The 24,978-nt window shown below is 65.3% G+C and carries 20 protein-coding genes; 12 read left to right on the top strand and 8 right to left on the bottom strand.

Translation table 11 applies throughout. From position 1 onward, the window contains the following. Nucleotides 1-65 precede the first annotated feature (65 nt). The gene (locus tag PKE80_RS24775; RefSeq protein WP_271184754.1) at nucleotides 66-1,169 is read left to right on the top strand and encodes an FUSC family protein; all 1,104 of its coding nucleotides are present in this window, start codon (nucleotides 66-68) and stop codon (nucleotides 1,167-1,169) included. A 3-nt stretch (nucleotides 1,170-1,172) separates the two neighbouring features. Here the strand turns inward: PKE80_RS24775 and PKE80_RS24770 are convergent, their stop codons facing one another. From PKE80_RS24770 to PKE80_RS24760, 3 genes are all read right to left on the bottom strand, one after another. Continuing rightward, complete coding sequence (locus PKE80_RS24770; RefSeq protein WP_271184753.1) at nucleotides 1,173-1,355, bottom strand: YegP family protein; 183 nt, start codon at nucleotides 1,353-1,355, stop codon at nucleotides 1,173-1,175. Nucleotides 1,356-1,438: 83 nt separating this feature from the next. Continuing rightward, nucleotides 1,439-2,524, bottom strand: coding sequence for an NAD(P)/FAD-dependent oxidoreductase (locus PKE80_RS24765; RefSeq protein WP_271184752.1), 1,086 nt, complete (start codon nucleotides 2,522-2,524; stop codon nucleotides 1,439-1,441). Nucleotides 2,525-2,529: 5 nt separating this feature from the next. Next, entirely contained in the window at nucleotides 2,530-3,495 is a 966-nt protein-coding gene (locus PKE80_RS24760) for an alpha/beta hydrolase (protein WP_271184751.1), read from the bottom strand. Between the two features lie 97 nt (nucleotides 3,496-3,592). On the opposite strand from PKE80_RS24760, the gene PKE80_RS24755 reads away from it, so the two are divergent. The 7 genes from PKE80_RS24755 (at nucleotide 3,593) to PKE80_RS24725 (ending at nucleotide 10,914) form a co-directional block, all read left to right on the top strand. Next, a complete protein-coding gene (locus PKE80_RS24755; RefSeq protein ID WP_271184750.1) occupies nucleotides 3,593-4,303 on the top strand; it encodes an A24 family peptidase in 711 nt (236 codons plus the stop codon). 102 nt (nucleotides 4,304-4,405) lie between these two features. After that, nucleotides 4,406-5,416 carry a Flp pilus assembly protein CpaB gene (cpaB, locus tag PKE80_RS24750; RefSeq protein ID WP_271184749.1) on the top strand — a complete coding sequence of 337 codons (1,011 nt, stop codon included), beginning with the start codon at nucleotides 4,406-4,408 and terminating at the stop codon, nucleotides 5,414-5,416. Nucleotides 5,417-5,463: 47 nt separating this feature from the next. Next, a complete protein-coding gene (locus tag PKE80_RS24745) occupies nucleotides 5,464-6,957 on the top strand; it encodes a type II and III secretion system protein family protein (protein WP_271184748.1) in 1,494 nt (497 codons plus the stop codon). A gap of 18 nt (nucleotides 6,958-6,975) precedes the next feature. Then, nucleotides 6,976-7,614, top strand: coding sequence for a CpaD family pilus assembly protein (locus tag PKE80_RS24740; protein WP_271184747.1), 639 nt, complete (start codon nucleotides 6,976-6,978; stop codon nucleotides 7,612-7,614). 5 nt (nucleotides 7,615-7,619) lie between these two features. Then, on the top strand, nucleotides 7,620-8,888 hold the full coding sequence (locus PKE80_RS24735; RefSeq protein WP_271184789.1) for a pilus assembly protein CpaE: 1,269 nt from the start codon (nucleotides 7,620-7,622) through the stop codon (nucleotides 8,886-8,888). Nucleotides 8,889-8,918: 30 nt separating this feature from the next. Continuing rightward, nucleotides 8,919-9,890, top strand: coding sequence for a type II secretion system F family protein (locus PKE80_RS24730; RefSeq protein WP_271184746.1), 972 nt, complete (start codon nucleotides 8,919-8,921; stop codon nucleotides 9,888-9,890). 10 nt (nucleotides 9,891-9,900) lie between these two features. Continuing rightward, the gene (locus tag PKE80_RS24725) at nucleotides 9,901-10,914 is read left to right on the top strand and encodes a type II secretion system F family protein (RefSeq protein WP_271184745.1); all 1,014 of its coding nucleotides are present in this window, start codon (nucleotides 9,901-9,903) and stop codon (nucleotides 10,912-10,914) included. 9 nt (nucleotides 10,915-10,923) lie between these two features. On the opposite strand, the gene PKE80_RS24720 is transcribed toward PKE80_RS24725, so the two are convergent. The 4 genes from PKE80_RS24720 to PKE80_RS24705 are packed head-to-tail and all read right to left on the bottom strand — an operon-like array spanning nucleotide 10,924 to nucleotide 13,867. Next, complete coding sequence (locus PKE80_RS24720; RefSeq protein WP_271184744.1) at nucleotides 10,924-12,147, bottom strand: acyltransferase family protein; 1,224 nt, start codon at nucleotides 12,145-12,147, stop codon at nucleotides 10,924-10,926. An 8-nt stretch (nucleotides 12,148-12,155) separates the two neighbouring features. Then, nucleotides 12,156-12,437 (bottom strand): hypothetical protein, encoded by a 282-nt coding sequence (locus PKE80_RS24715; RefSeq protein ID WP_271184743.1) that lies wholly within the window; start codon nucleotides 12,435-12,437, stop codon nucleotides 12,156-12,158. Beyond that, a complete protein-coding gene (locus PKE80_RS24710; protein WP_271184742.1) occupies nucleotides 12,437-13,075 on the bottom strand; it encodes a TetR family transcriptional regulator in 639 nt (212 codons plus the stop codon). Before PKE80_RS24710 ends, PKE80_RS24715 begins: the two co-directional genes overlap by 1 nt. Nucleotides 13,076-13,081: 6 nt before the next feature. Beyond that, nucleotides 13,082-13,867: an SDR family oxidoreductase gene (locus PKE80_RS24705; RefSeq protein ID WP_271184741.1), complete on the bottom strand. Its 786-nt coding sequence runs from the start codon at nucleotides 13,865-13,867 to the stop codon at nucleotides 13,082-13,084. A gap of 468 nt (nucleotides 13,868-14,335) precedes the next feature. On the opposite strand from PKE80_RS24705, the gene PKE80_RS24700 reads away from it, so the two are divergent. From PKE80_RS24700 to PKE80_RS24690, 3 genes are all read left to right on the top strand, one after another. Continuing rightward, nucleotides 14,336-17,092: a TonB-dependent receptor plug domain-containing protein gene (locus PKE80_RS24700; protein ID WP_271184740.1), complete on the top strand. Its 2,757-nt coding sequence runs from the start codon at nucleotides 14,336-14,338 to the stop codon at nucleotides 17,090-17,092. Between the two features lie 296 nt (nucleotides 17,093-17,388). Further along, nucleotides 17,389-20,562, top strand: coding sequence for a TonB-dependent receptor domain-containing protein (locus PKE80_RS24695; RefSeq protein ID WP_271184739.1), 3,174 nt, complete (start codon nucleotides 17,389-17,391; stop codon nucleotides 20,560-20,562). A gap of 121 nt (nucleotides 20,563-20,683) precedes the next feature. After that, entirely contained in the window at nucleotides 20,684-21,469 is a 786-nt protein-coding gene (locus PKE80_RS24690; protein ID WP_271184738.1) for a hypothetical protein, read from the top strand. A 179-nt stretch (nucleotides 21,470-21,648) separates the two neighbouring features. Here the strand turns inward: PKE80_RS24690 and clpB are convergent, their stop codons facing one another. Continuing rightward, complete coding sequence (gene clpB, locus PKE80_RS24685) at nucleotides 21,649-24,228, bottom strand: ATP-dependent chaperone ClpB (protein WP_271184737.1); 2,580 nt, start codon at nucleotides 24,226-24,228, stop codon at nucleotides 21,649-21,651. A gap of 272 nt (nucleotides 24,229-24,500) precedes the next feature. On the opposite strand from clpB, the gene PKE80_RS24680 reads away from it, so the two are divergent. Then, the gene (locus tag PKE80_RS24680) at nucleotides 24,501-24,956 is read left to right on the top strand and encodes a nuclear transport factor 2 family protein (protein ID WP_271184736.1); all 456 of its coding nucleotides are present in this window, start codon (nucleotides 24,501-24,503) and stop codon (nucleotides 24,954-24,956) included. Nucleotides 24,957-24,978: the final 22 nt, after the last annotated feature.

Genomic DNA, 24,978 nt, shown 5'->3' with positions numbered 1-24,978 from the left:
AGGGTCGCGAGATTTGGCGATTTATCGCCTAGTCGCAGCGGGGTGGGTTTTCTAAGGTCACCGCGATGCTCTCTCTTCCCCCGATCCTGAAGACCGAAATCCGCGCGCTCGTCACCCCCGGCCCGCGCATGGCGGACGAGTGGGCCTGCGTCGCCTCCGTATTGCTGGCGATCGTCATCGCCCGTGCCATCGGCGCGGAGATGGTGTCATGGGCGGCTTTCAGCGCCTTCGTCCTGCTCAAGAGCGACGTGGCGGAGACGCTCGTGCGCGGGGTGATGCGGATCGTCGGCACGGCGATAGGCTCGGGACTGGCACTGCTGGTGGTGCCTTATGCCGCGCGCTCGCTGCCTTTGGCGATGATCGCAGCCGAACTGGTCGGCGCGATCGGTCTCTACGGGATGTTGACGGCGCGGCGCGCTTACGCCTGGCTGCTGTTCGGCCTGACCTTCGAGATGATCCTGTTCGACAAGATCGAGCGGCCGGACCTCGACACTATCCACTTCGCCCAGACGCGCCTGCTGGAAGTCGTCGCGGGCACCGTCGCCTGCACGCTGGTAAGCCTCGCTGCGGGCGCATTGACGGGCAAGCCCTGGTGGATGGATCGCAAGGCCCCGCCGGAACGGATGCGCTGGCACCCTCACGCGGCGCGCCATGCCTCGCAGGCGGGGCTTGCGATCGCGATGCTGCCCCTGCTCCACGCGCTGTTCGACCTGCCCGAGCTACCGCAGGCAGCAGTGACGATCATGGCAGTGATGATCGTGCCGGTCGCCGGGATCGGCGCCAGCGGCTTCGTCCCCGTATCCCGGCGGCTGTTCCAGCGCGCGCTCGGGTGTATCGCAGGTGGCGGGCTGGCGCTGGTCGTGCTGCTTCTGGCGCAAGGAAGCGCACCGGTGCTCATCGCCGGCACCTGCCTCGGCATCATCATCGGCCGTCATATCGAGAACGGTCTGCCCAAGGTCACTTACCTTGGCCTGCAGTTCACGCTGGCGGTGCTGGTCGTGCTGGTGCCCGACAGCTACGAGCATGCCGCTGCCGGCCCCGCTGCGCAGCGCCTGCTGAGCGTGTTCGTCGGCATGGCGGTACTGGAACCGGTGCTGCTCGCATGGCACTTCGTCGCGCCGGGGCGCAAGGTGCCGCAAGGCTCCCCGGACGCCCCGAACGCGGAGTGACGGTTATTCGGTGGTCGTATCGACCACGTCGGCACCAGGACCGTTCTTCTTGAGCGATTCGATCGCGCTCTTCGCACTGGCCTTGCTGGAATAGCCTTCGGTCCAGAACATGGTCTCGGAATTGTAGCAGAAGTAGGCGACGAACTCTCCGGCCTTGTTCTTCCGGATTTCGAAACGATGGGCCATTTGCGACTCTCCATGCGGGTGTCATTTCCCAGCCGCAGATGAGCAATTTGCGCGCATGGACGCAAGCGCCGCGAAGGTCGAACTCAGCCGAAGCGACCCGGCGCGAACGGAGCCGGATCGACCTCGCCCGGCGCCTCGCCCATCAGCAGCCGCGCGCCCAGATCGGCGGCGGCGGGCGCAGTCTGGATGCCAAACCCGCCCTGCCCGGCGAACCAGAAGAACGCACCGTCACCGGGCGCGAAGCCGTAGACCGGCAGGCGATCCGGCGCGAACGAGCGCAGGCCCGCCCAGCGATGCTCCACCCGCTCGACTGCCCAGTCGACGACATGCTCGAAGCGGTCGACCGCGAGAGCCACGTCGATCTCCTCGGGCGCGGCGTCGCACGGCGCACTCGGCGTCTCATCATGCGGGCTGAGCCAGAGGCGGCCGCTCTCGGGCTTGAAGTAGAACGTCTCCGCCACGTCGAGGACCAGCGGCAGGTCGTCAGGCACATCGGCGGCGACGGCGACTTGCGCGATCGTGCGGCGATAGGGCGCGATGCCGAGCGGGGAGATGCCCGCCAGCCTTGCCACGCCGTCCGCCCAGGCTCCGGCCGCGTTCACCAGCACGCCCGCCTGAACCTGCCGCCCGTCCGCGAGCGTCAGCGCCCAGCCATCGGCATTGCGCTGCGCCGCCGTCAGTCCGGCGCGGCACCATAACTCGACACCTGCGCGGCGTGCCGCAGCAAGGTAGTGCTGATGAAGAGAGGCCACGTCGATGTCGCACGTGCTCGGCTCCAGTGCACCGCAAGTCCATTCGGGGCACAGGCCGGGCACGCGGGCGACGATCTCCGCACAGCTCAGCAGGTGTATTTCCACCCCTGCGGCACGGTAGCGCTCGGCGAAAAGTTCGACTTCCCGTTCCTGCCCGGCCCGGCCGAGCGTCAGCGCGCCGCGCGGGGTCAGGACGCCGAGTTCGCGCAGGGCCGGCCCGGAGGTGGTAGTCAGCGGCTGGACCCCGGGACCGCCGTAACTCTCGGTCCAGAAGGCAGCGGAACGGCCAGTGGCGTGATAGCCCGGCCGCTCCTCGGCTTCCAGCATGAGCACCCTTGCGCGCGTGCCGGTGGCCGCGGCCAGAGATGCCCCGGCCATGCCGGCCCCGACGACGACGATATCGAACGCTGCTTCCATCGCGGTCAGCCCCTAGCGGGGGCACGGCGATCGAGAAAGTCCCTGATGGCATCGAGCGCACGAGTGCGCACCGGATCGACTTCGCGCAGGATTTCGTGGCGGCACTCGGACCCGAAGGCCACGAGTTCACCATGCGGCAAGCGCGCGGCCGCGCGGCGGATCGCGCGCCAGGAGACGAGGCCGTCGATACTGGTGCCCAGCAGCAGCACCGGCACCTCGACCGCCTCCAGCACGCCGGGCCGCTCCAGCGAACGGATCGAGGCGAGCGCACGCTCGATCCAGCCCCAACTGGCCGCGCCCATGCCGATGACGGGGCGCTGGCGGCGCCACCAGTCCTCGTCGTCGTAGCGGCTCTCGTCGTGGGTGAGCAGCAGGCTGCGGGCCTTCGGCTGGGCGCCGGGCTTCTCGCCGCCTTTCCATGCCGGGCGGCGCGGATCGCCGAGCCGCACGATGCCCCGCGCGACCCGGTGCAGCACGCCTGCCGGAATCCACGTCGGATGAATGCCCAGCATCGGTGCGGAGAGCACCAGCGCATCGGGCCGCACGACGCCTTCGGCTACCGCGCGCAGCACAATCTGCCCGCCCATCGAATGCGCAATGGCAATGTGCGGTCCCGGCGTCGAGGCGGCCCAGTCGGCATAGAGCGCGGCGTAATCCTTCACCCAAAGCGCGAAATCGGGCACGTGGCCCGTCGCCGCATCGCGGCCGAGGCGGCCCGAACCCGCCTGCCCGCGCCAGTCGGCCGAAGTGACGTTCCAGCCTTCGCGGTGCCAGCCGTCGAGGGTTTCCAGCCATTTCTCGTAAGCATCGCCGCGCCCGGGCATGAACAGGATCGAGCCGCGCCTGCCGCCCTGCCAGTCGATCCGGCGCAGCAGGTGGCCATCGGGCAAGGCCCAGCGCGATTCGCGGGCTTCGGCGGGAATCGCCCGGCGCGCGGGGGACTTGACGAGACTTTCGACGGCGGAGGTCACTATGATGGGAAGCCCCGGTTCGTGATCGATATGTCGTGGTTACTATTTGGTAGCGGTTGCCGAGGTAGAGCGCTCTCGATCCGATAGGATGAAAAGCATGACGGGCGCTGTATTTTCCTACGCACTGCTGGCCGCATTGGCAACGGCGCTGCTCGTCGCGGCGTTCACCGACTTGCGCGCGCGGCACATCGACAACTGGCTGAACCTGGGCATCGCGGTCGCCGCGCCGCTGTGGTGGCTGGCGATGGGGCTCGGCCCCTTCGACATCGGCGTGCAGATCGGGCTGGCGGCGGCGACGTTCGCGGTGGCCTGCGTGCTTTTCGCCATCGGCCAGATGGGCGGCGGCGACGTCAAGCTGCTGACCGCGCTGGCGCTGTGGTTCTCGCCTGCCGCGTTCCTGCAACTGGTCGTGCTGATGGCGGTGCTGGGCGGCGGCGCCTCGCTGGCAATGGCCGCATTCAACATGCAACCGGGGCGCAAGGAGATGGTGCGCGACGCCCTCGCCGGGCTCGTCGCCTTCGCCTGGGTGTGGTGCGCGGGCGCCATCGTCTTCGCCATCGCGACGCATCGCCCGGTGGTGGAGCCCGCAACCATGGAGGCCGTCGCCGGGGTCTTGCCGGGCCTCTGGGCGATCCCCCTCGCCGCGATCGTGGTGCTGGGCCTGTTCCTCTTCGGGATGCGCCACATCATGCGCCGCCAGAAGTCGCGAATCGAGGTGCCCTACGGCATCGCCATCGCCGCCGCATCGCTGTGGGTGATGGGTTCGCAGACGCTCAGCGCCGCGCATTCCGCCGGAATCGCAGGCTGAAGCTAACGCGGTTTACGCAAGCAACGGGGTGAACCCGTTCTTAACCAATTTACCTCATAAGTCCGAACAGTTCGGGGATTTTGCTAAGGGGCTTTCCAAGCCATGGACAGGAAGAAAGTGGTGCTGCTCGCGGTTGCGCTGCTCGTCGCAGCCTTCACCGCATTTGCTGCGAGGACGATGTTCGCAGGCGGGGGCGCGCCGCAGGCCGGAGCCGTTCCGGCCGCCGACCAGAATGGCCCCAAAGTGCTGGTCGCCCAGCGCGCGCTGCCGGTGGGCACGATCATCACCGCCGATTCGGTCTCTTTCCAGAGCTGGCCGGACAACCTCGTCCAGGACGCCTATTACGTCGACGGCAAGGCCGACATGACCAAGCTGCTCGGCACCGTCGTGCGCTTTCCGATCACCGCCGGCCAGCCGCTGACCCAGGGAGCGCTCGTCGCGCCGGGCGATCGCGGGTTCCTTGCCGCCGCGCTCGGACCGGGCATGCGCGCCGTCACCATCTCGGTCTCGGCCGACACCGGCGTCGGCGGCTTCGTCTTCCCGGGCGACCGCATCGACCTCGTCCTCACGCAGGACGTGAAGGGCGAAGGCGACTCGCTGCGCACCGCCGAGACGATCCTGCGCAACCTGCGGGTCCTCGCGACGGACCAGGCGACCGCCAGCACGGTGGAGGACGGCAAGACGGTCGTGCAGGGCTTCCGCACCGTCACCCTCGAAGTCACCCCGCGCATCGCCGAGAAGGTCGCCGTCGCACAAACCATCGGCACGCTCAGCCTGTCGCTGCGCGCGATCTCCGACAACCAGGGCGAATTCGACCGCATCCTCGCCAGCGGCGACGTGAAGTTGCCCGAGGGTGCGACCCGCGAGCAGGAAGAGAAGTTCATGAGCCAGGCCATGAACCGCCCGATGGACGGCGCCACCACGTACGTTACCGGCGCCGACGTCTCGCGCTTCCAGCGTTCGAGCCGCCCGGCACAGGGCGGCAGCGCCCCTGCCCCGGCCGCTCCCGCCGTCGGTGCCGCGCCGCAGGTGGCCGCAGCGCCGGTCCATGTTGGCCCCGTGGTCCGCGTAACTCGCGGCAAGGAAACCACCGTAGAACCGGTGGGCAAGTAACGATGACCGCCTCCACGCACCGTCCGTCACCCTTTGAGGGCATCTCGATGAAGCAGCGTCTTCTCAAGTCCGCACTGATCGCCGCCACTGCCGTCCCGTCGCTGGCCGCCGTGAGCGTCGCGTCCGCCGAGGCCCAGACCGCCTCGGTCGTTCACCCGGCGCAGGACGTCAGCCTGTCGATCGGCAGCGGCCAGCTCGTCAACGTACCGGGTTCGATGGCCGACGTATTCGTCGCCAACGACGCGGTCGCGGATGTCCAGGTGAAGTCGGCAAAGCAGTTCTACGTGTTCGGCAAGGCCGGCGGCACCACCACGGTCTATGCCAGCAATGCGGCGGGCGCGGTCGTCTGGTCGGGTACGGTACGCGTGGGCTCCAACCTCGACAGCGTCGATTCGATGCTGCGTCTCGCCATACCGGACGCCCGGATCGGCGTCTCGACGATGGGCTCGAACACCTTTCTGCTGACAGGCACGATCAAGAACCCCGAAGACGCCGCAGAGGCCGAACGCCTCGTCACGGCTTACGCGGGCAAGGAAGCCAACGTCATCAGCCGCCTGCGCATCGCGACGCCGCTGCAGGTCAACCTGCAGGTCCGCATCGCCGAAGTCAGCCGCTCGCTGGTGAAATCGATGAGCGTCAACATCACTAGCTCAGACGCCTCTACCGGCGCCAAGTTCGTGATCGGCCAGGGCTCGGGCAAGTTCCCGCAGTATACGCACGGCGGCCCGATCATCGTTGGCGACGAAGCAAGCACCGGCGCCTCGTCCATAACGCCCAACGCCACCGGCACCACGCTGGGCCTCGGCGGCAAGCTGCTCGGCATCGACCTGCTCGGCGCGCTCGACGCGGGCGAGACGATCGGCCTCGTCAGCACGCTGGCCCAGCCCAACCTCACCGCGCTCTCGGGCGAGACGGCAGACTTCCTCGCGGGCGGCGAATTCCCGATTCCCCTTAGCCAGGGCCTGGGATCAACCTCGATCGAGTACAAGAAGTACGGCGTCAGCCTGAGCTACACCCCGACGGTGCTCGCCAACGGCCGGATCTCGATGCGCGTGCGCCCCGAGGTTTCCGAGCTTTCTAGCGAAGGCGCCGTTACGCTCAACGGCTACGAAATCCCGGCCCTCACCGTGCGCCGCACCGAGACGACCGTGGAACTGGGCTCGGGCCAGAGCTTCATGATCGCGGGCCTGCTCAGCAACAGCGCGACCAACACCATCCAGAAGATGCCGGGCGCGGGCGACCTGCCGATCCTCGGCTCGCTGTTCCGCTCGACCAGCTACAAGCGCGGCGAGACCGAACTGGTCATCATCGTGACGCCCTATCTGGTCAATCCGATGAATTCGTCCTCGCAGATCGCGCTGCCGACCGATGGTTTCAACTCGCCCAACGAACTGCAGCGTCTGCTTGGCAACATGGACAGCGACGGCGCCAGCGGTGCGAAGCGTCCCGAGGCGACCAACGCGCCCTCGGGCTCGTCCAGCCAGGGCGGTAGCACCCGCCGCAGCTCCGACAACTCCGCCAAGCCCGGCTTCAGCTTCTAAGCGAGAAAGGTGACCATCATGCGCAAGTCTACTCTCGCCCGTACCGCAATCTGCCTCAGCCTCGGCCTCGCACTGGCGGCCTGCGGCGGCGTACCGACCAATCGTTCGGTCTATTCGGTCCACCAGCCGGTGGTCGAGAAATCGGACTACAGCATCGACGTGACCAGCAGCGGCTCCGGCCTCGCCTATGGTGAACAGGCCCGCCTTGCCGGTTGGTTCGACGCCATGGGCCTCAAGTATGGCGATCGCATCGCAGTCGACGATCCGAATATGAGCGCCGCCACCCGCGGCGCGATCGCGGCGGTCGCGGATCGCTACGGCGTCGTGCTCGATGAAGTCACGGCGGCATCCGGCACCGTGCCGGCAGGCACAGCCCGCATCACCATCAGCCGTTCCAAGGCTTATGTCCCGGGTTGCCCGGACTGGTCGGCCAAGAGCGACTTCAACCCCGGCAACGCCACCTCGACCAACTACGGCTGCGCAGTCAATTCCAACCTCGCCGCCATGGTCGCCAATCCGGAAGACCTGATCCACGGCCAGACCGACACCGGATCGACCGCAGTGATGACGTCGAACAAGGCGATCGGTGCCTATCGCGCCGCCGGGACGACCGGCAAGGGCAACTCGGTCTCGCAGACCGGCAGCAAGGAAAACTGATGGCCATGAACGCTCCCTGGAAGACAGGCGGTCCAAGTGGCCGCGACCAGTTCGCCGCGTTCCTCTGCGACGAGGCTTCGCTCGACGTGCTGCGCCCCATCGCCATCGAGATGGGCTGGCAGCCGGAGAAGTGCTACAAGGGCGGCCTGCGCAATGCCGTCCAGTCGCTGTCGATTGCGGCCAGCCCGAACATCCTGTTCGTCGATCTGTCGGAGAGCGGCGACCCGCTGAGCGACATCAACGCTCTGGCCGAAGTCTGCGAGCCGGGCACGGTCGTCGTCGCCGTTGGCCAGGTCAACGACGTGCGCCTCTACCGCGATCTCATCGCCAGCGGCATCCACGACTACCTGCTCAAGCCGCTGCAGCCCGCCGCCCTGCGCGATGCGCTGGCGCAGGCGCAGTCGGTGTTCTCGACCCCGCGCACGCATGACGTGGCGGCGGGCAAGCATCATGTCTCGACCGCCGTAATCGGCACGCGCGGCGGCGTCGGCGCCTCGACCATCGCCACGTCGCTGGCATGGCTGTTCAGCACTGACCACAAGCTGCCCACCGCTCTGCTCGACCTCGACATCCATTTCGGCACCGGGGCGCTGTGCCTCGACCTAGAGCCGGGCCGCGGCCTGACCGACGCGATCGAGAACCCCAGCCGCATCGACGGCCTGTTCATCGAACGTGCGATGATCCGTGCGAACGACAACCTTGCGATCCTTTCCGCCGAGGCACCGATCAACGCGCCGCTGCTGACCGACGGCTCCGCCTTCCAGCAGCTGGCCGAAGAGTTCCGCGCCGCGTTCGAGATGACCGTGATTGACATGCCGCGCAACATGCTGATCAACTTCCCGCAGCTCATAGCAGACCTCGGCGTCGCGGTGCTGGTGACCGAGATGACGCTGGCTTCGGCGCGCGACACCATCCGCCTGCTGTCTTGGTTCAAGGCCAATGCCCCGCAGACCCGCGTGATCATCGTCGCCAACAAGGTTCAGGCGACGCTTGCCGAGATCAGCAAGGCCGACTTCGAAGCCTCGATCGAGACAAAGATCGACGTGTCGATTCCCTATGACCTCAAGGCCGCGTCGATGGCCGCGAAGCTGGGCCAGACGTTCGCAGATGCCAACCGCGCGGCCAAGTCCGGCGCGGTGCTGCGCGATCTCGCCCGCGACATCGCCGACATCGGCGATGAAGCCGGTGCCACCGCCAAGCCTTCCCTGCTCGGTAAGTTCGACCTCAAGGCGATAATGCCCAAGGCGAAGAAGAAGGCCCCGGCGTCCTCGTAAGGCGATGCTTCTCAAGGTTCGGTAACGGCTATGAACTTCCTTCAGGTCATCATGGTAACGACGGGGCTCACGGGCTTCGCGCTGCTCATCTGGGCGCTGCTTTCCGGGCCGTCGCCCAAGAAGGAATCGACCCGGCGCCTGAAGTCGGTGCGTTTCCGTCACTCGAGCAATGCCAGCGATCGGCTGGAGGCGCAGATGCGCCGCGCCGTCGCCGCCCGCAAGCCGCGAATCCACCAGATCGCCGGCTCTGCCTCGCGCGCGGAAGCGCTGGCGCTGCGCCTGCACCGTTCGGGCCTGCCCTGGACGATGCAGCAGTACCTCTATGGCTCGATCGGCCTCGGTGCGGTGATAACGCTGCTCATCTTCATGAAGTCCGGCGCGATGTTTCTCGCGCTCGCATTCGGCGTGTTCGTCGGCGCGGGGCTGCCGCACATGGTCGTCAGCCACTTCATCAAGCGCCGCTCCAACGCCTTCACCGTGAAGTTCGCCGACGCCATCGATCTGCTCGTGCGCGGTCTGCGTTCGGGTCTGCCGGTGTCGGAGACGCTCACCATCGTCTCGCAGGAAATCCCCGGCCCCGTCGCCGAGGAATTCAAGCTCATCACCGACCGCATGAAAGTCGGCAAGACCATGGAGGACGCCCTCCAGGAAACCGCCGACCGCCTGAACATGCCCGAATTCAACTTCTTCTGCATCACCCTGGCCATCCAGCGCGAGACCGGCGGTAATTTGGCGGAGACGCTGGCGAACCTGTCGGACGTGCTGCGCAAGCGCGCGCAGATGAAGCTCAAGATCCGCGCGATGAGCTCGGAATCCAAGGCCTCGGCCTATATCGTCGGCTCGCTGCCCTTCATCGTCTTCTTCATGATCTGGTGGATCAGCCCCCAGTACATCGGCCAGTTCTTCATCGACGAGCGCCTGATGGTCGCCGGCATCGGCGGCGCTATCTGGATGGGCATCGGTGCCTTCATCATGGCCAAGATGGTCAGCTTCGAGATCTGAGGACCAGCACATGCTCGAACAACCCGCCGGTCCCACCCTCCTCGGTTTCGACGTCACTTACGTCGGCACCCTGCTCACAATCGTCGCGGCCGCCGCGGTGCTCTTCGCGATCTACACCGCGATCACCATCCGCGATCCGATGCAGAAGCGCGTCAAGGCGCTCAACGCCCGGCGCGAGCAGCTCAAGGCGGGCATCATAACCACCGCCCGCAAGCGCCAGAGCCTGATCCGCCGCAACGACACCACCGACAAGATGGGTGCGTTCCTCGGCAAGGCGCGGATGCTGCAGGACAGCCAGATCAAGACCATCCAGCAGAAGCTGGCGCAGGCCGGCATCCGCAACAAGGAATGGGCCGTCGCGGTCGTCCTCGCGCGCCTCGTCGCGCCGATCGTACTGGGCGGTTTCGCCGCACTGGTGATCTACGGGATCGACTACTTCCCCGACTGGTCGAGCTTCAAGAAGTTCATGGGCTTCGCCGCGATGGTGCTAGCCGGATACAAAGGTCCGGACATCTATATCCAGAACCTCGTCTCCAAGCGCACCGACGCGATCCGCAAGGGCTTGCCCGACGCGCTCGACCTGCTCGTCATCTGCGCCGAAGCGGGCCTGACCGTGGACGCCGCCTTCGAGCGCGTCTCACGCGAACTGGGCCGCGCCTACCCGGAACTGGGCGACGAGTTCTCGATGACCTCGATCGAACTCTCGTTCCTCACCGAACGCCGCGCCGCGTTCGAGAACCTCGCCTATCGCGTCAACCTCGACGCGGTGAAGGGCGTGGTGACGACGATGGTGCAGACCGAACGCTACGGCACCCCGCTGGCCTCTGCGCTACGCGTGCTCTCGGCCGAATTCCGCAACGAACGTATGATGCGCGCCGAGGAAAAGGCCGCGCGCCTGCCCGCGATCATGACCGTGCCGCTGATCCTGTTCATCCTGCCGACGCTGTTCGTCGTCATCCTCGGCCCTGCGGCGTGCTCGATCGGCGATGCCTTCTCGGGCACCGGGCCGGGCAAGGCGGGGTGACGCCAAAGCCTAGGCTGGCCGCGACGGCGACAACCCGCGCTGCACGATACCGGCAATCCGATTGAGTTTCGGCACCCACCAATCCTCGAGCGCGACGAAGGGCCACGCTGCCAGGAAGGTCAGTACCAGCGTCACTACCCCCGTGCCCAGCAACACGAGGGCCCCGTCCCATCCCCGGTCATTGAGTTTCACGAACACGAAGCTGGATGCCGACAGGATGACGGTCAGGTGGACCAGATAGACGGGAAAGGAATAGCGCCCCAGAAAGTTGCCGAAACGCCCGGACAGCCCTCGCGCCAGCGATGGGCATGCGAGAACCGCGAGCAGGATTATGACAGCGCCGATGTTCTCGGGGACGAAACCGTCCATGCCGCACAGTGCCAGCCCCGCCAGCATGAGCCCGATACCGCCGATCTTCGACAACGACAGTCCCCCATGTCGATAGAACCTGGCGAGACATGCTCCCAGCAGGAACGGCAGCGCCGCCGCTCCCAGCACCGCGATCAGGGCCAGAACCGTCATTCCGGCCGGCACGACCGGCCACCAGCGGCGCGCTTCCATTGCAAGCAACAGCCAGACGATGGCGAAGCACAGCATGCTGCCGAACAGCTCGAAATACATCGTCCAGAGGTTCGTGTTGACGAGCCCCGGATTGGCAGGGTGGAAGAAGAGCGTGACGCTCTGCCCCATGACGGTTGCAAAGTCCGGCCGGTAAACGGCTGGAAATCCGGCGTTGGCATAGAGCCTCAGCCAGTCGCTGCCAGTCGATCGCGCCGCCTCGACGTTCCATGTCAGATCCAGGCTGATCACCAGCCACGCGAGGATTGCTGAAGCGGTCGCCGGAACCCATAGCCTCGGCATGCGCTTGGCCGCCGCTATTGCCAGTTCACCTCCTGCCCGGCCTCGATCGAAATAGCGGCGCGTCAGCACGAAGCCGGACAGCACGAAAAACAACGTCACCGCCGCTGAACCGTTGATCAGGCAGAACAACGGCGTCCCGGCGATCCCATCCGGAAAACGCAGGCGTATCGCCGGTACGAAACCCAGCGCGAAATGATGAAACACCACGACCAGCGAAGCGATTCCACGCACCGCCTCCAATTGCGTGAGTCGGTAACTGCCGGCACGCAAGTCGCCTGCCTCGCTTCCCGAAGCCGCCATGATTTCCCCGGTACAGGCCCCCAACCGAGCCCCATCGCCCTGTGAAATCAATCCGATGGCATCGGCTGTCAAGCGTCTCGTCAGTCCTCGTGACCTGACTCGCTATCCGTCTCGACAAGCTCGGCGATCTCGAAGGCGAACCCCTTCCAGCCGCGCATTCTGGCTGCCTCGTCCAGCGGCAGGCGCTTCTTCTTCGCCTCCGCCAGCGAACGCGCATGCCCCCAGAACACCTCGGTCTTGCCGTTCTGCAGTTCCGCCACCACGCGCCAGTAATGCGTGAACGTATCCGCCGTCGGCCCGATGGTCTTGACGTAGCCGTCCGCCATCGTCGCGGTGAGGTAACGCTTCTTCTTGCGGGCCATCAGTGCGCGAGAATGCCTGCCATGATGATGTCGATGGTATGCTCGCGGTAACGGTCGCGCAGTTCCTCGGTCAGGCTGTCCTGATCGAAGCAATGCTTGAGCACCAGCCGCGCCGAGAAGAAGCGGTCCACCGCCCCCGTCACCGTGAAGTAGAACAACTGCGGGTCGATCTCGCGGAACACCCCTGCCCGCACCCCGTCGCCGATCAACTGCTCGTAAGCGCGGTAGATCGGCGAGAGGTAGCAGTCGGCGATGCGCCGCGCCTCGGTATCGTCGCTCTCGCGCACCATGCGCATGGTCAGGCGGTTGAGGTAAGGCACTTCGTAGAAAGTATCGACCACCTTCCACAAGTGCCGCCGCAGCTTGGCCTCCGGCTCCCACCCGTCCTTGGCGACGAGCGCATCGACGCTGACGACGATTGCCTCCCAGTCACGGTCGAGCAGCGCCTTGAGCAGCCCCGCCTTGTTGCCGAAGTAGTACTTCACCAGCGCCGAGTTCAGCCCGGAGCGAAGGCTCAGTTCGGAAAGCGAGATGTCGATCACATCGCCGTCGCGCATGATAGCGCTCGCCGTATCGAGCAGCATCGCACGCGCACCGGGAGGCGCTACGTCTAGAGCGGAGACCGGACGGTCCTTCATCGGCGTTTACTTAGGTCCCATGCGGATGGCGCCGTCGAGACGGATCGATTCGCCGTTGAGATAGTCGTGCTCCAACATAAACAGCGCCAGCTTCGCATACTCCTCCGCTTTGCCGAGGCGCTTGGGGAACGGCACCATCGCCGCCAGCGCATCCTGCACGCCTTGCGGCATTCCCGCCATCATCGGCGTCTCGAAGATGCCGGGCAGGATCGTGTTGACGCGAATCCCCTCGCTCATGAGATCACGTGCCACCGGCAGCGTCATCGCCAGCACGCCGCCCTTGGATGCAGCATAGGCGGCCTGCCCGATCTGCCCGTCCTGCGCCGCGACGCTGGCGGTGTTGACGATCGCCCCGCGCGAGCCGGCCGCATCGATCGGCTCCAACGTCGCCATGCCCGCTGCCGACTTGCTGATGCAGCGGAAAGTGCCGACGAGGTTGATCGCGATCGCCTTCTCGAACAGCGCCATGTCGTGCGCCCTCGGCTCGCCCGTCTCGCGATTCTTGCCGACCGTCTTTGCGGCCGGCGCGATGCCCGCACAGTTGACCAGTACCCGTTCCTGCCCATGCGCCGCGCGCGCCTTCGCGAATCCGGCGATTACGCTTTCCTCATCCGTAACGTTCACGGCGCAGAACACCCCGCCGATTTCCGCGGCCAGCGCCTCACCGGCATCGGCATTGAGATCGAAGATCGCGACTTTCACGCCTCTTCCTGCGAGCGCCCGCGCCGTAGCCGCACCAAGCCCAGAAGCCGCTCCCGTGACTACTGCTGCGACAGAACTGCCGAGTTCCATGCCGATTTCCTTTCTCTGTCGCGTTCGCGATCGATCAGACGAAGCGAACAACACGTTTTGTGCGAGCTTATTTAATCAATCGGTTAAATGCGTCGCGGCGGCCGGTCAATCCACTGCGCGGAAGGGATTTACAACAACGCAACAGGATTTCACCACGGCGATGCCCCGCGCAAGAAATCATGTGGACAATGCGCATATGCAACAGGTCTATTGTTCCGCTTAATCGGCTGGAATCCTTGTGCGGTTGCACACTGGCAACGGTTCGTCGCGAATGCCTGTTGCGTCATTGCCACAATCGCCAACCCATTTTCCCCATGGCGGCAAATTCCGTTGAAAGGAGAACCCTACGGCGCAACAACATTTCACATGGCATCACGATGCGTGCGCGCATCCGAAAGCCGGCAACGGGTCATCAGGCGAACTTGGTCACGCATTCGCCTGCTGAACGAAGCAACAAGGGACACAAAAGTGAAAACCACAATTCAGAAGGCCGCACTGCGCGGCGCGACGAGCCTCACGGCTTTCGCACTGCTGTGCGGCACCGCGCACGCGCAGGACGCAGCACCCCAGGCGGCCGACAACGGCGACGATAACGTTATCATCGTCACCGGCTCGATCACCCGCAACCCGGCAGCGGCCACCGCTTCGCCGGTCGTTTCGGTGACCTCGGACGACCTGACCAAGCGCGGCATCACCACCGTTGCCGACGCACTGCAGACCCTGACCGCAAACAACGCCGGCACCATTCCCGCGAGCTGGTCGGCCTTCGGCTTCACCACCGGTGCGACCGCACCGTCGCTGCGCGGCTTCAACAACGCCTACACCCTGACGCTGTTCGACGGCATGCGCACCGCGTATTACCCGCTGGCGGACGACACCCAGCGCAACATCGTCGACGTCAACAGCATCTCGGGCACCGTCGTCGATCGCATCGACACCCTGCTTGACGGCGCTTCGGCCACTTACGGCTCGGACGCCATCGCCGGCGTGGTCAACGTGATCACCAAGCGCCAGATCACCGGCCTGCACCTCGACGGTTCGATGGGCATCTCGCAGCGCGGTGACGGCGGCGAGCAGCGCATCAACGCGACCTACGGCTACGGCGACCTGGAAGACCAGGGCTTCAACATCTACGCCACCGCCGAGTACCAGCACAACGACTCGCTGTACCTGCGCGACCGCAGCGGCCCGTGGAGCACTGCCGACCAGAGCGGCATCTGCGGCACCGCTGAACAGGGCTGCCTCACCAACGGCATCCGCAACGGCATCCAGGCCGACGGCAGCTACAACGGCTTCCAGTCGACCGAAGCCTTCGCGATGTTCAACTATTACAACGTGAAGACGGCCAACTCGACCAGCAATGCGGGCTGGGTCGGCCAGACCGCGGCCGGTGGTGAGCAGGTTACCGTCAGCCAGATCTACCTGCCGACCTACGTTTGCTCGAACGGCACTTCGTCGATCACCGGCGGTGTGCTGACGGCATCGGGCTGCGATGCCTCGAACGGCACGCTCAACCCGAACAACCCCTATGCGGCCAACGGCCAGCTTGCCCGTCTCATCGGCCTGCCCGACAAGCCGCGTGAAACCTTCACCGACGCCAAGACCTACCGTCTGTCAGGCGGCGTCAACGGCACCGTTGGCGACGGCTGGAACTTCTCGCTCGGTGCGACCGCCTCGAAGGTCACGCTGGACGTCAAGAACACCGGCTACATCTATCTCCAGGGCCTGATGGACGCCATCGCCCAGGGCACCTACAACTTCGTCGATCCCTCGGCCAACTCGGCTGAAGCTGATCAGCTCGTCTTCCCCGACCAGAACAAGCGGGCGACCTCGAAGCTGGCCCAAGTCATCGCGACGCTCAACAAGGACGTGTTCGAGCTGCCGGGCGGCTTCGTGAACATCGCCGTTGCCGGCCAGTATCGCTACGAGTCGATCAACAACCCGAGCTCGAACGCGCCGAACAACGACAATCCGACCGAGCGCTACTACGGCATCAACGCCGTGGGCGTGAAGGGCAACCGCGACATCTGGTCGGCATCCTACGAAATCTCGATCCCAGTCCTCGACCAGCTGCGCTTCAAGGCGGACGGGTCGTACGACCACTACTCGACCGGCCAGAAGAACTTCTCGCCTAAGTTCGAGGCCGAGTTCAAGCCGATCGAGGAAATCAAGGTTCGTGGTACCTTCTCGAAGGGCTTCCGCGCACCCAACCTGAACGAATCGTTCCAGCTGCCGGCAACCGGCTACACAAGCGCCCAGATCAACTGCGACAGCCCGATCTACACGGCGTTCTGCGCAGCGCATGCCAGCAACCCGAACTATTACGCGGGCACGTACTCGCCGGGCATCACGTCGTCGGGCAACTCCGAACTGAAGCCTGAAAAGTCGACCTCGTACACCTTCGGCGTCGTGCTGCAGCCCAAGCGCAACATCACGCTGACGCTTGACTACTGGCACACGAAGATCAGGAACGTCATCACGTCGGCAAGCGCCTCGGAAGACCTCTACACGCAGTACTACACCAACAACGGTGTCGTGAACATTCCGGGCGTGACCGTCACCCCGGGCGTGGCCGATCCGGAGAACCCGAACGCGCTGCCGCTGCTTGGCCAGATCATCAGCTCGTTCAAGAACGCCAACTCGATGAAGGGTAGCGGCATCGACTTCTCGGCCGATGCCCAGTTCGGCCTGACCAACACCGTGTCGCTGCACACCAAGGCGACCGCTTCGTACCTGATCCGTCTGGAGCAGGAAAACGAGGACGGCTCGGTGTGGCGCTACGACGGTTCGCTCGGCGGCTGTAACCTGACCTCGTGCTCGGGTGCCCCGCGCTTCCGTCTGACCTGGCAGAACACGCTGGACTTCAACGACAAGGCCAGCTTCACCCTGACCACCAGCTACACCAGCGGCTACTCCAGCACCTCGGCCGATGCCGGCGGCGTGTACAAGGATTGCGCCGCCAGTGCCGAGAACGGCCAGCTGGTCACCTACGACAACGGCGATCCGGTCCAGTGCCACTCGAAGGGTATCCTGAACTTCGACGGTCACGGCGAAGTCAAGGTTGCCGACAAGTTCAAGCTGTACTTCGACGTCCTGAACATCCTGGACACCAAGCCGAAGTACGACCCGAACGCGGCTTATGGTCTGTACCAGTTCAACCCGGCATGGTCGGACCGCCTGTTCATGGGCCGTTACCTCCGCGTCGGCGCGAAGGTCGACTTCTAAGCCAAGTCGTTACAACCAAAGGATGGGGGGCGGTCTCGCAAGAGACCGCCCCTTTTCTTTTGCACCACGCATCGTCACACCAAACAAGATATGTACACTTGCACACACATGATGCGTCCATCGACAACTAAAGGTCGCTAACTGTTGTAATGTTACAACCCATTACGCATTTATTTCACTAACATTTCAGTTCCTTGTTGCAGTCGCGAACGGCCCGGGCAGGATGGGGCCATGACCCGGATTTCCGGCCGGGTCGCGGGCAGGCAGAGCCCGCAGACGCATACAGGGGACACACCATGATCAGGACCAAGGGCGGACTGCTTCGCAGTGCCGCGTTCCTTCCAGCCATTGCACTTCTCACCCCGTTCACGGCCTTCGCACAGGACAGCGACCCCGCGCCCGAGCAGACCGCGCCGGTCTCGCCGGATCTCAGGGCGCCCAACACCCCGCCGCCAGCCGACGAAGGGACCATCATGGTCACCGGTTCGCGCATCAAGGGCGGCGATGTGTTCCGTAGCCCTTCACCGATCTCCATCGTCGATCCCGAACTGTCGAAGAAGATGGGCCTCATCGATACGGCCGCGATGATCCAGGGCTCGCCGATCGCCAGCGGTTCCTCTCAGATCACCTCGGCGATCTCGTCGAACTTCGTGACCAACGGCGGTTCCGGCGCCCAGACGATCTCGCTGCGCGGCCTGGGTGCCGAGCGCACGCTGGTCCTGCTCAACGGTCGCCGTGCCGGTCCCGCCGGTACGCGCGGCGGCGTGTCATCGTTCGACCTCAACGTGCTGCCCTCCTCGATCATGGAGCGCGTCGACATCCTGAAGGACGGCGCCTCGTCGATCTACGGGTCGGACGCCGTCGCGGGCGTGGTCAACCTGATCACCAAGACCGACACCAACGGCATCGAGGCCAACGGCTTCACCTCGGTCCCCACCCGCAGCGGCGGCGAGGAATACAACGGCTCGCTCACCTGGGGCAAATCGTGGGATCGCGGCCACATCCTGCTCGCGGGTGACTACTACAAGCGCAAGGAACTTGCGCGCGGACAGCGCAAGTACCTGCAATGCGAGGAAGACTACGTCTTCACCGACGAGAGCCATAAGACCCGCGCCGACCTCGTCGATCCGCGCACCGGCGAGTATCGCTGCGGCGGCCTGCCCTGGGGCCAGGTCTGGACTTACGACTACAGCTACTACTACTCGCCCAACGGCTCCAACATCCCCGGAAGCCAGGGCGTCGGCGACGTGACGCTGTTCCAGTACAATTACCCGGGCAGCAACCTGGGCCGCTACATCCCCGGCATCGGACCGCGCACCACCGCCGGCCAGATCGCCGTCCCCGAGGGCTGGTATCCCGTCGGCTACGATCCCGCATCGATCGCGGTCCAGAACAGCTACCACCCCTACGTCAACCAGGACACCGTCATCCCGCAGACAGAGCGCTACACGCTCTATGCCGACGGTGCCTTCAAGGTCAGCGACGCGGTCGAAGTCTACGGCGAGTTCCTGTTCAACCGCCGCAAGACCTACCAGAACGGCTCGCGCCAGATCTGGCAGTTCGGTTACGGCGAATACTTCGACTATGTCGATGCCGATGGCAACGAAGGCGGCTTCGCGGGCAACCCGCTGGCGCAAGGCTGGGGCGGCGCCGCACTGTTCAGCCCGACCGGCTACACCAACCTTTCCGACAACTCGCAGCGGGTGGACTACTACCGCGGCCTGTTCGGCGTGCGCGGAGACATCGGCAAGGGCTTCAGCTACGACGTCTACGGCCAGTACTCGAAGTCGAAGGGCATCTACCGTTCGCAGCAGATTCTCGCCGACTCGATGGCCTATCCCTACGGCGACAGCCGCGATGCGACTTGCGCCGACATGGGCAACCCGGTCACCCCGATCGGCGGCAAGCAATGCGTGGACGTGCGCTGGTACGATCCTTACTTCCTCGCCGGCGAATTGACGCCCGAGGAAGTCAACTTCCTGTCCGACTGGGAGGAAGGCAAGACCACCTATACGCAGAAGTACGTCGAGGCGATCGTCACCAACCCCGAACTGCTTACCCTGCCCGCCGGGCCGGTCGGCATCGCGATCGGCGCGACGTACCGCGAGGACCGCATCAACGACACGCCCGGCGCGATCACGCTGGCCGACAATGCCTGGGGCAGCACCGGCGCGGGTATCACCGCCGGCAAGACCCAGACGACCGAAGCCTTCGGCGAAGTTCGCATCCCGATCCTCGCCGACATTCCGTTCTTCAAGAACCTGGAATTCTCGGGCGCGGCGCGCGTCACCAACGTCAAGGCGATCCGGTCTTCGGATGGCTTCTCCGACAGCGACAACGGCAACTGGACCTACAAACTGGGCCTCAACTGGCAGGTCAACGACTGGCTGCGCCTGCGCAGCACCTACGGCACTTCGTTCCGCGCGCCGGCGCTGTTCGAGCAGTTCCTGGCCGACCAGACCTCGTTCCTCAGCCAGCGCCAGATTGACCCCTGCATCCAGTGGGGCACGAAACTGGCTGACGGCGCGATTTCGCAGCAGTTCGCGGACAACTGTGCGGCCGATGGCGTCGCGGCGAACTACACCGGTGCGGGCACGGGCGCGACCATCGTGACCGGCGGCGGCATCGGCCTGCTCAAGCCGGAAACCTCGAAGGCCTTCACCGGCAGCGTCATACTGACCCCGCGCTTCAGCTTCCTGCCCGATACCCGTTTCAGCCTTGCAGTCGATTACTTCGACATCGAGGTCAACGGCGAGATCGCGCAGCTCGGCGCCGGAAACATCCTGTCGCAGTGCTACAACTCGGACTTCTATCCGACCGATCCGCTGTGCTCGTACTTCACCCGTAACGACGACGTTCCGGGTTCGCAGGGCAACGGTTCGAACGTGAACACGGTGCGCGACAGCTTCATCAACGTGAACAGCCAGCGCAACCGGGGCATCGACGCCACGCTGCGCATCACGCACGAGTTCACGCCCGACGTGAAGCTGACGCTGCAGAGCGAGATCACCTGGCAGCTCAAGGATACCACCGCGCTGTTCAGCGGCCTCTACGAAAGCTCGAACGGCGAAGCGGGCGATCCCAAGTGGACCGGCGACTTCAAGGCGATCCTCGACTGGAGCAACGTCAGCTTCTTCTATGGCCTGACGATGATCGGCGGCACCGATAACCGTCCGGACTTTCTGGATGACGGCGGCTCGATCTGCGACACCAGCACCGCCTATCCGGACGGCCGCTGCGTCAGGCTGACGACCCCGGCGTGGTTCCAGCACAACGCATCGGTGACCTGGAACCTCGACGAGGACAAATATGCCTTCACCCTGGGCGTCACCAACTTCACCAACGCCAAGCCGCCGCGCATTTCCGTGGTCGGCGGCAACGGTGCCGACATCCTGGGCAACGGCGTGTTCTACTCGCAGTACGACATGGTCGGCCGCCGCTTCTTCGCGAGCGTGAAGGCCAAGTACTGAGGGTTTCCCCAGTCGGGGCGCGCATGCGCGCCCCGACCAACCTTTCGACGGGGGCGGTGGAGTGACGGCTCCCCGCCCCTGTGCTTTATCTGTCCTTCCGATCCCACAGCACAGGCATCCGATGACCCGCATCCGCCTCAAGCCCGATACCCTCGACGAAGAGAACGCTCGCTTCGAGCAGGTCGCGCTCCCTCGCCCGCTGTTCCTCAATTCCGTGCCGAAGTCCGGCACGCATCTGCTGCGCAATGTCATGCGCATGTTCGTGCCCGTTGCCGACCACTACAAGGCGACGTTCATCCAGTGGGGCAACCTGTTCGACCACCTCGGCGCCTTCGACGCCTCGCGTAATATGTTGAGTTGGGGGCACCTGCTGTTCTCCGACGCCTCGGCGGTGGAAGCCGCGCCCGCGCGCAAGATCATCCTGGTGCGCGATCCCTACACCTGGGTGCTGGCCCGCGCGCGCTTCTTCGTTTCCGAACAGTTCGGCGACAATGCCGTGCTGGTGAAGGACGAGGGGCTGAGCGTCGATGCCCTGATCAACCTGATGATCACCGGCATCCACCAGAAATCGATGGGCCTCAAGGACATGTACATGTTCAACGCACTCGGCTGGATGGGGCGCGATACCACCGTGATCCGTTACGAGGACATGGTCGAGGCGGTGAAGGATCTCGACAGCCGCCGTGCCGAGGCCTTCTTCATGGGCTTGTTCGACGCGGCTGGCCTCGCGAAAGTGCCCGAGGACTGGCGCGAGCGGGTCCGCATCGGCGCCGACCGCAAGCAAAGCGGCACCGCGCGCGAGAACCTCAATGCCGCCGCCGAGATTCCCGACGAATTGAACGCGCAGCAGAAGGCGCTTGTCGACTTCAACGCCCCCGGGCTTCGCGCGCTTCTCGGGTATTACTGATACTGGGAACGCGATGACTTCGGATCGTAATATCCCTCGTCATTGCGAGCGAAGCGAAGCAACCCAGGGCAGTTCAAGACCGCCCTGGGTTGCTTCGCTTCGCTCGCAATGACGATCCAATTTAAGGTCATTGCCCGCTCATAATCCTCCCCGCCGCACCGCGACGGGGAGGATGGGCATCACTCTACGGTGATCGCCAGCGCGCCGTCGCCGTCCTCGATATGGACGTGCGAGCCGTCGGGCACCTCGCCCGCCAGCAGTTTCTCCGCCAGCGGGTCCTGCAGGTAGCGCTGCACCGCGCGCTTCAATGGCCGCGCGCCGTAGACCGGGTCGTAGCCGACACGCCCCAGCCACCGCTTCGCCGCGTCCGACAGGTCGAGCACGATCTTGCGGTCCTTGAGCAGCTTCTGCACGCGGGCCACCTGGATATCGACGATCGGCGCCATGTGCTCCTGGCCCAGCCGGTGGAACAGCACGATCTCGTCGAGACGGTTGAGGAACTCGGGCCGGAAATGCCCGCGCACCACTTCCATCACCTGCGGCTCCACGGTGGAGACGTCCACGCCCTCGTCAAGCCCGGCAAGGTACTGGCTGCCGAGGTTGCTGGTCAGGATGATGAGCGTGTTGGTGAAGTCCACCACACGGCCCTGCCCGTCGGTCAGGCGCCCGTCGTCGAGCACCTGCAGCAGCACGTTGAAGACGTCGGAATGCGCCTTCTCCACCTCGTCGAACAGCACGACCTGATAGGGCCGTCGCCGTACCGCCTCGGTCAGCACGCCGCCTTCCTCGTAGCCGACATAGCCCGGAGGCGCGCCGATCAGGCGGGCGACCGCGTGCTTCTCCATGAACTCCGACATGTCGATGCGCACCATCGCTGTGTCGTCATCGAACAGGAAGCCCGCCAGCGCCTTGGTCAACTCGGTCTTGCCGACGCCCGTGGGGCCGAGGAACAGGAACGAGCCGAGCGGCCGGTTCGGGTCCTGCAGGCCAGCGCGCGCGCGCCGCACCGCCTTGGAGACGGCGGCGACGGCATCGGTCTGGCCGATCACGCGGCCGCCGATGATCTGCTCCATCTTGAGCAGCTTCTCGCGCTCGCCTTCCAGCATGCGGTCGACCGGAACCCCGGTCCAGCGGCTGACGACGCCGGCGATGTCGTCCTCGGTCACTTCCTCGCGCAGCAGGGCGTTCCCGGCGGAGACTTGCGCCTCGACCAGCTTCGCCTCCAGCGCGGGGATCGTCGAGTAGGACAACTCGCCCGCCTTGGCGTAGTCGCCGCCACGCTGGGCCTGCTCCAGTTCGATGCGCGCGGCGTCGAGCTGTTCCTTGAGCTTGCCTTCCGCCGCGATCTTGTCGCGCTCGTTCTGCCAGCGGGTGGTCAGTTCGCTCGACTGCTGTTCGAGGTTGCTGAGTTCCACGCGCAGCGCGGCAAGCCGGTCCTTCGACGCGGAATCGCTCTCCTTGCCGAGCGCCATTTCCTCGATCTTGAGCTGGACGATGCGGCGGTCGAGCTTCTCGATCTCCTCGGGCTTGCTTTCCACTTCCATGCGGATGCGGCTGGCGGCCTCGTCCATGAGGTCGATCGCCTTGTCGGGCAGGAAGCGGTTGGTGATGTAGCGGTTGGACAGCGTCGCCGCCGCCACGATCGCGCCGTCGGTGATCCGCACGCCGTGGTGCAGCTCGTACTTTTCCTTGAGCCCGCGCAGGATCGAGATCGTGTCCTCGACCGTCGGCTCGCCCACGAACACGGGCTGGAAGCGGCGCTGCAGGGCGGCGTCCTTCTCGACGTACTTCTGGTACTCGTCGAGCGTGGTCGCGCCGATGCAGTGCAGTTCGCCCCGCGCCAGCGCGGGCTTGAGCAGATTGCCCGCATCCATCGAGCCTTCGGAAGCGCCCGCGCCGATCAGCGTGTGCATCTCGTCGATGAACAGGATGATCTGGCCGTCAGCGCCCTTCACCTCGTCGAGTACGGCCTTCAGGCGCTCCTCGAACTCGCCGCGGTACTTGGCGCCCGCGATCAGCGAGCCCATGTCGAGCGACATCAGGCTGCGGTCCTTGAGGCTGTCGGGCACGTCGCCATTGGCGATGCGCAGCGCGAGCCCCTCGGCGATGGCGGTCTTGCCGACGCCGGGGTCGCCGATCAGCACGGGGTTGTTCTTGGTGCGCCGCGCGAGGATCTGGATGGTGCGGCGGATCTCCTCGTCGCGGCCGATGACCGGGTCGAGCTTGCCGTCCTTCGCCGCCTGCGTGAGATCGCGGGCGTACTTCTTCATCGCATCGTAGGCGTTCTCCGCGCCCGCGCTGTCGGCGGTGCGGCCGCCGCGCAGTTCGGTGATCGCGGCTTCGAGTGCCTGCGCCGTGACATTGCCCGCCTTGAGCGCCTGGCCCGCCGCCGTGGTCGTCGCCAGCACGAGGCCCAGCAGCAGCCGCTCGACGGTAACGAAGCTGTCGCCCGCCTTGGTCGCAGCCTGCTCGGCGGCGTCCAGCACACGCACGGCGTCGTTGTCCAGACCCGGCGAACCGGCCGCGCCGCTGCCCGAAACGGCGGGGATTTTCGCCAGCGCCTTGTCGAGTTCCTGCGTCGCGAACACCGGGTTGCCACCGGCGCGCTTGATGAGCCCGGCGGCCATGCCTTCGGGATCGTCGAGCAGGGCCTTGAGGATATGCTCGGGCGCGATGCGCTGGTGGTTCAGGCGGATCGCGACGGTCTGCGCGGCCTGCAGGAAACCCTTGGCGCGGTCAGTGAACTTTTCGAGATTCATTGTGGAATGTGCCTCCTGATCCCGCTCATATGGTGTTGCTTATATGCAACACAAGGGCTGGGCGCCCGAATTTTTCCTTAGTCGGTGAAATGCCCGAAGTCGTTGATCGGGCGCAACAGGAGCAGGCCGGAGCCGGCTGCCGAGGCAAAGATGGGTGCCCGTTGCCGTTTTGCCAGAGGGCGTTTCGCCGGGGCGGTAAAGCACCCGCCGGCCTAGCCCCGCCCGAAGCCCTGCCCTAGCCTTCGCGCGATAACCCCACGGGAAGAGGCTCAATGGCGAAATTCACACCCCAGCAGGCGGCAGACGTCCTCGCGATCAAGCAGGTGATCTACGAGTGGGGCGACGAACTCGACATCCACAACGGCCTGAAGATGCGCAAGACCGACTGCCTCGCCGAGGATGTCCGCTACAACGTCGGCGGCCAGTGGCGCGAGGGGCTGGCGGCGGTCGAGGCGTTCTACAAGGGCCGCGCCGAGACCATGAAGGCGGGCGCGGGCCTCATGACCATGCGGCATATCATCACCTCGCTGCGGGTCGGTTTCGAGGGCGAGGACCATGCGAAAGTCGGCTACCTGCTGGTGTTCTTCGCGGCGCTGGGCGACGGGCCTTTCGACAAGTACTGCGACCCGCTCGCGGTGGCCGACGTGAAGATGGAATGCCGCCGCGATGCCGATGGCGAATGGCGAATCTCGCTGTTCGATTCGGGGCAGATCTTCAAGCGGGGGTAAATTTCCCGCCTCGTCATTGCGA

It is taken from the genome of Novosphingobium resinovorum, from assembly GCF_027922145.1.
Lineage (GTDB): Bacteria > Pseudomonadota > Alphaproteobacteria > Sphingomonadales > Sphingomonadaceae > Novosphingobium > Novosphingobium resinovorum.
Note: the sequence above shows the minus strand (reverse complement) of the source record. Positions and strands in the feature narration are given on the sequence as shown.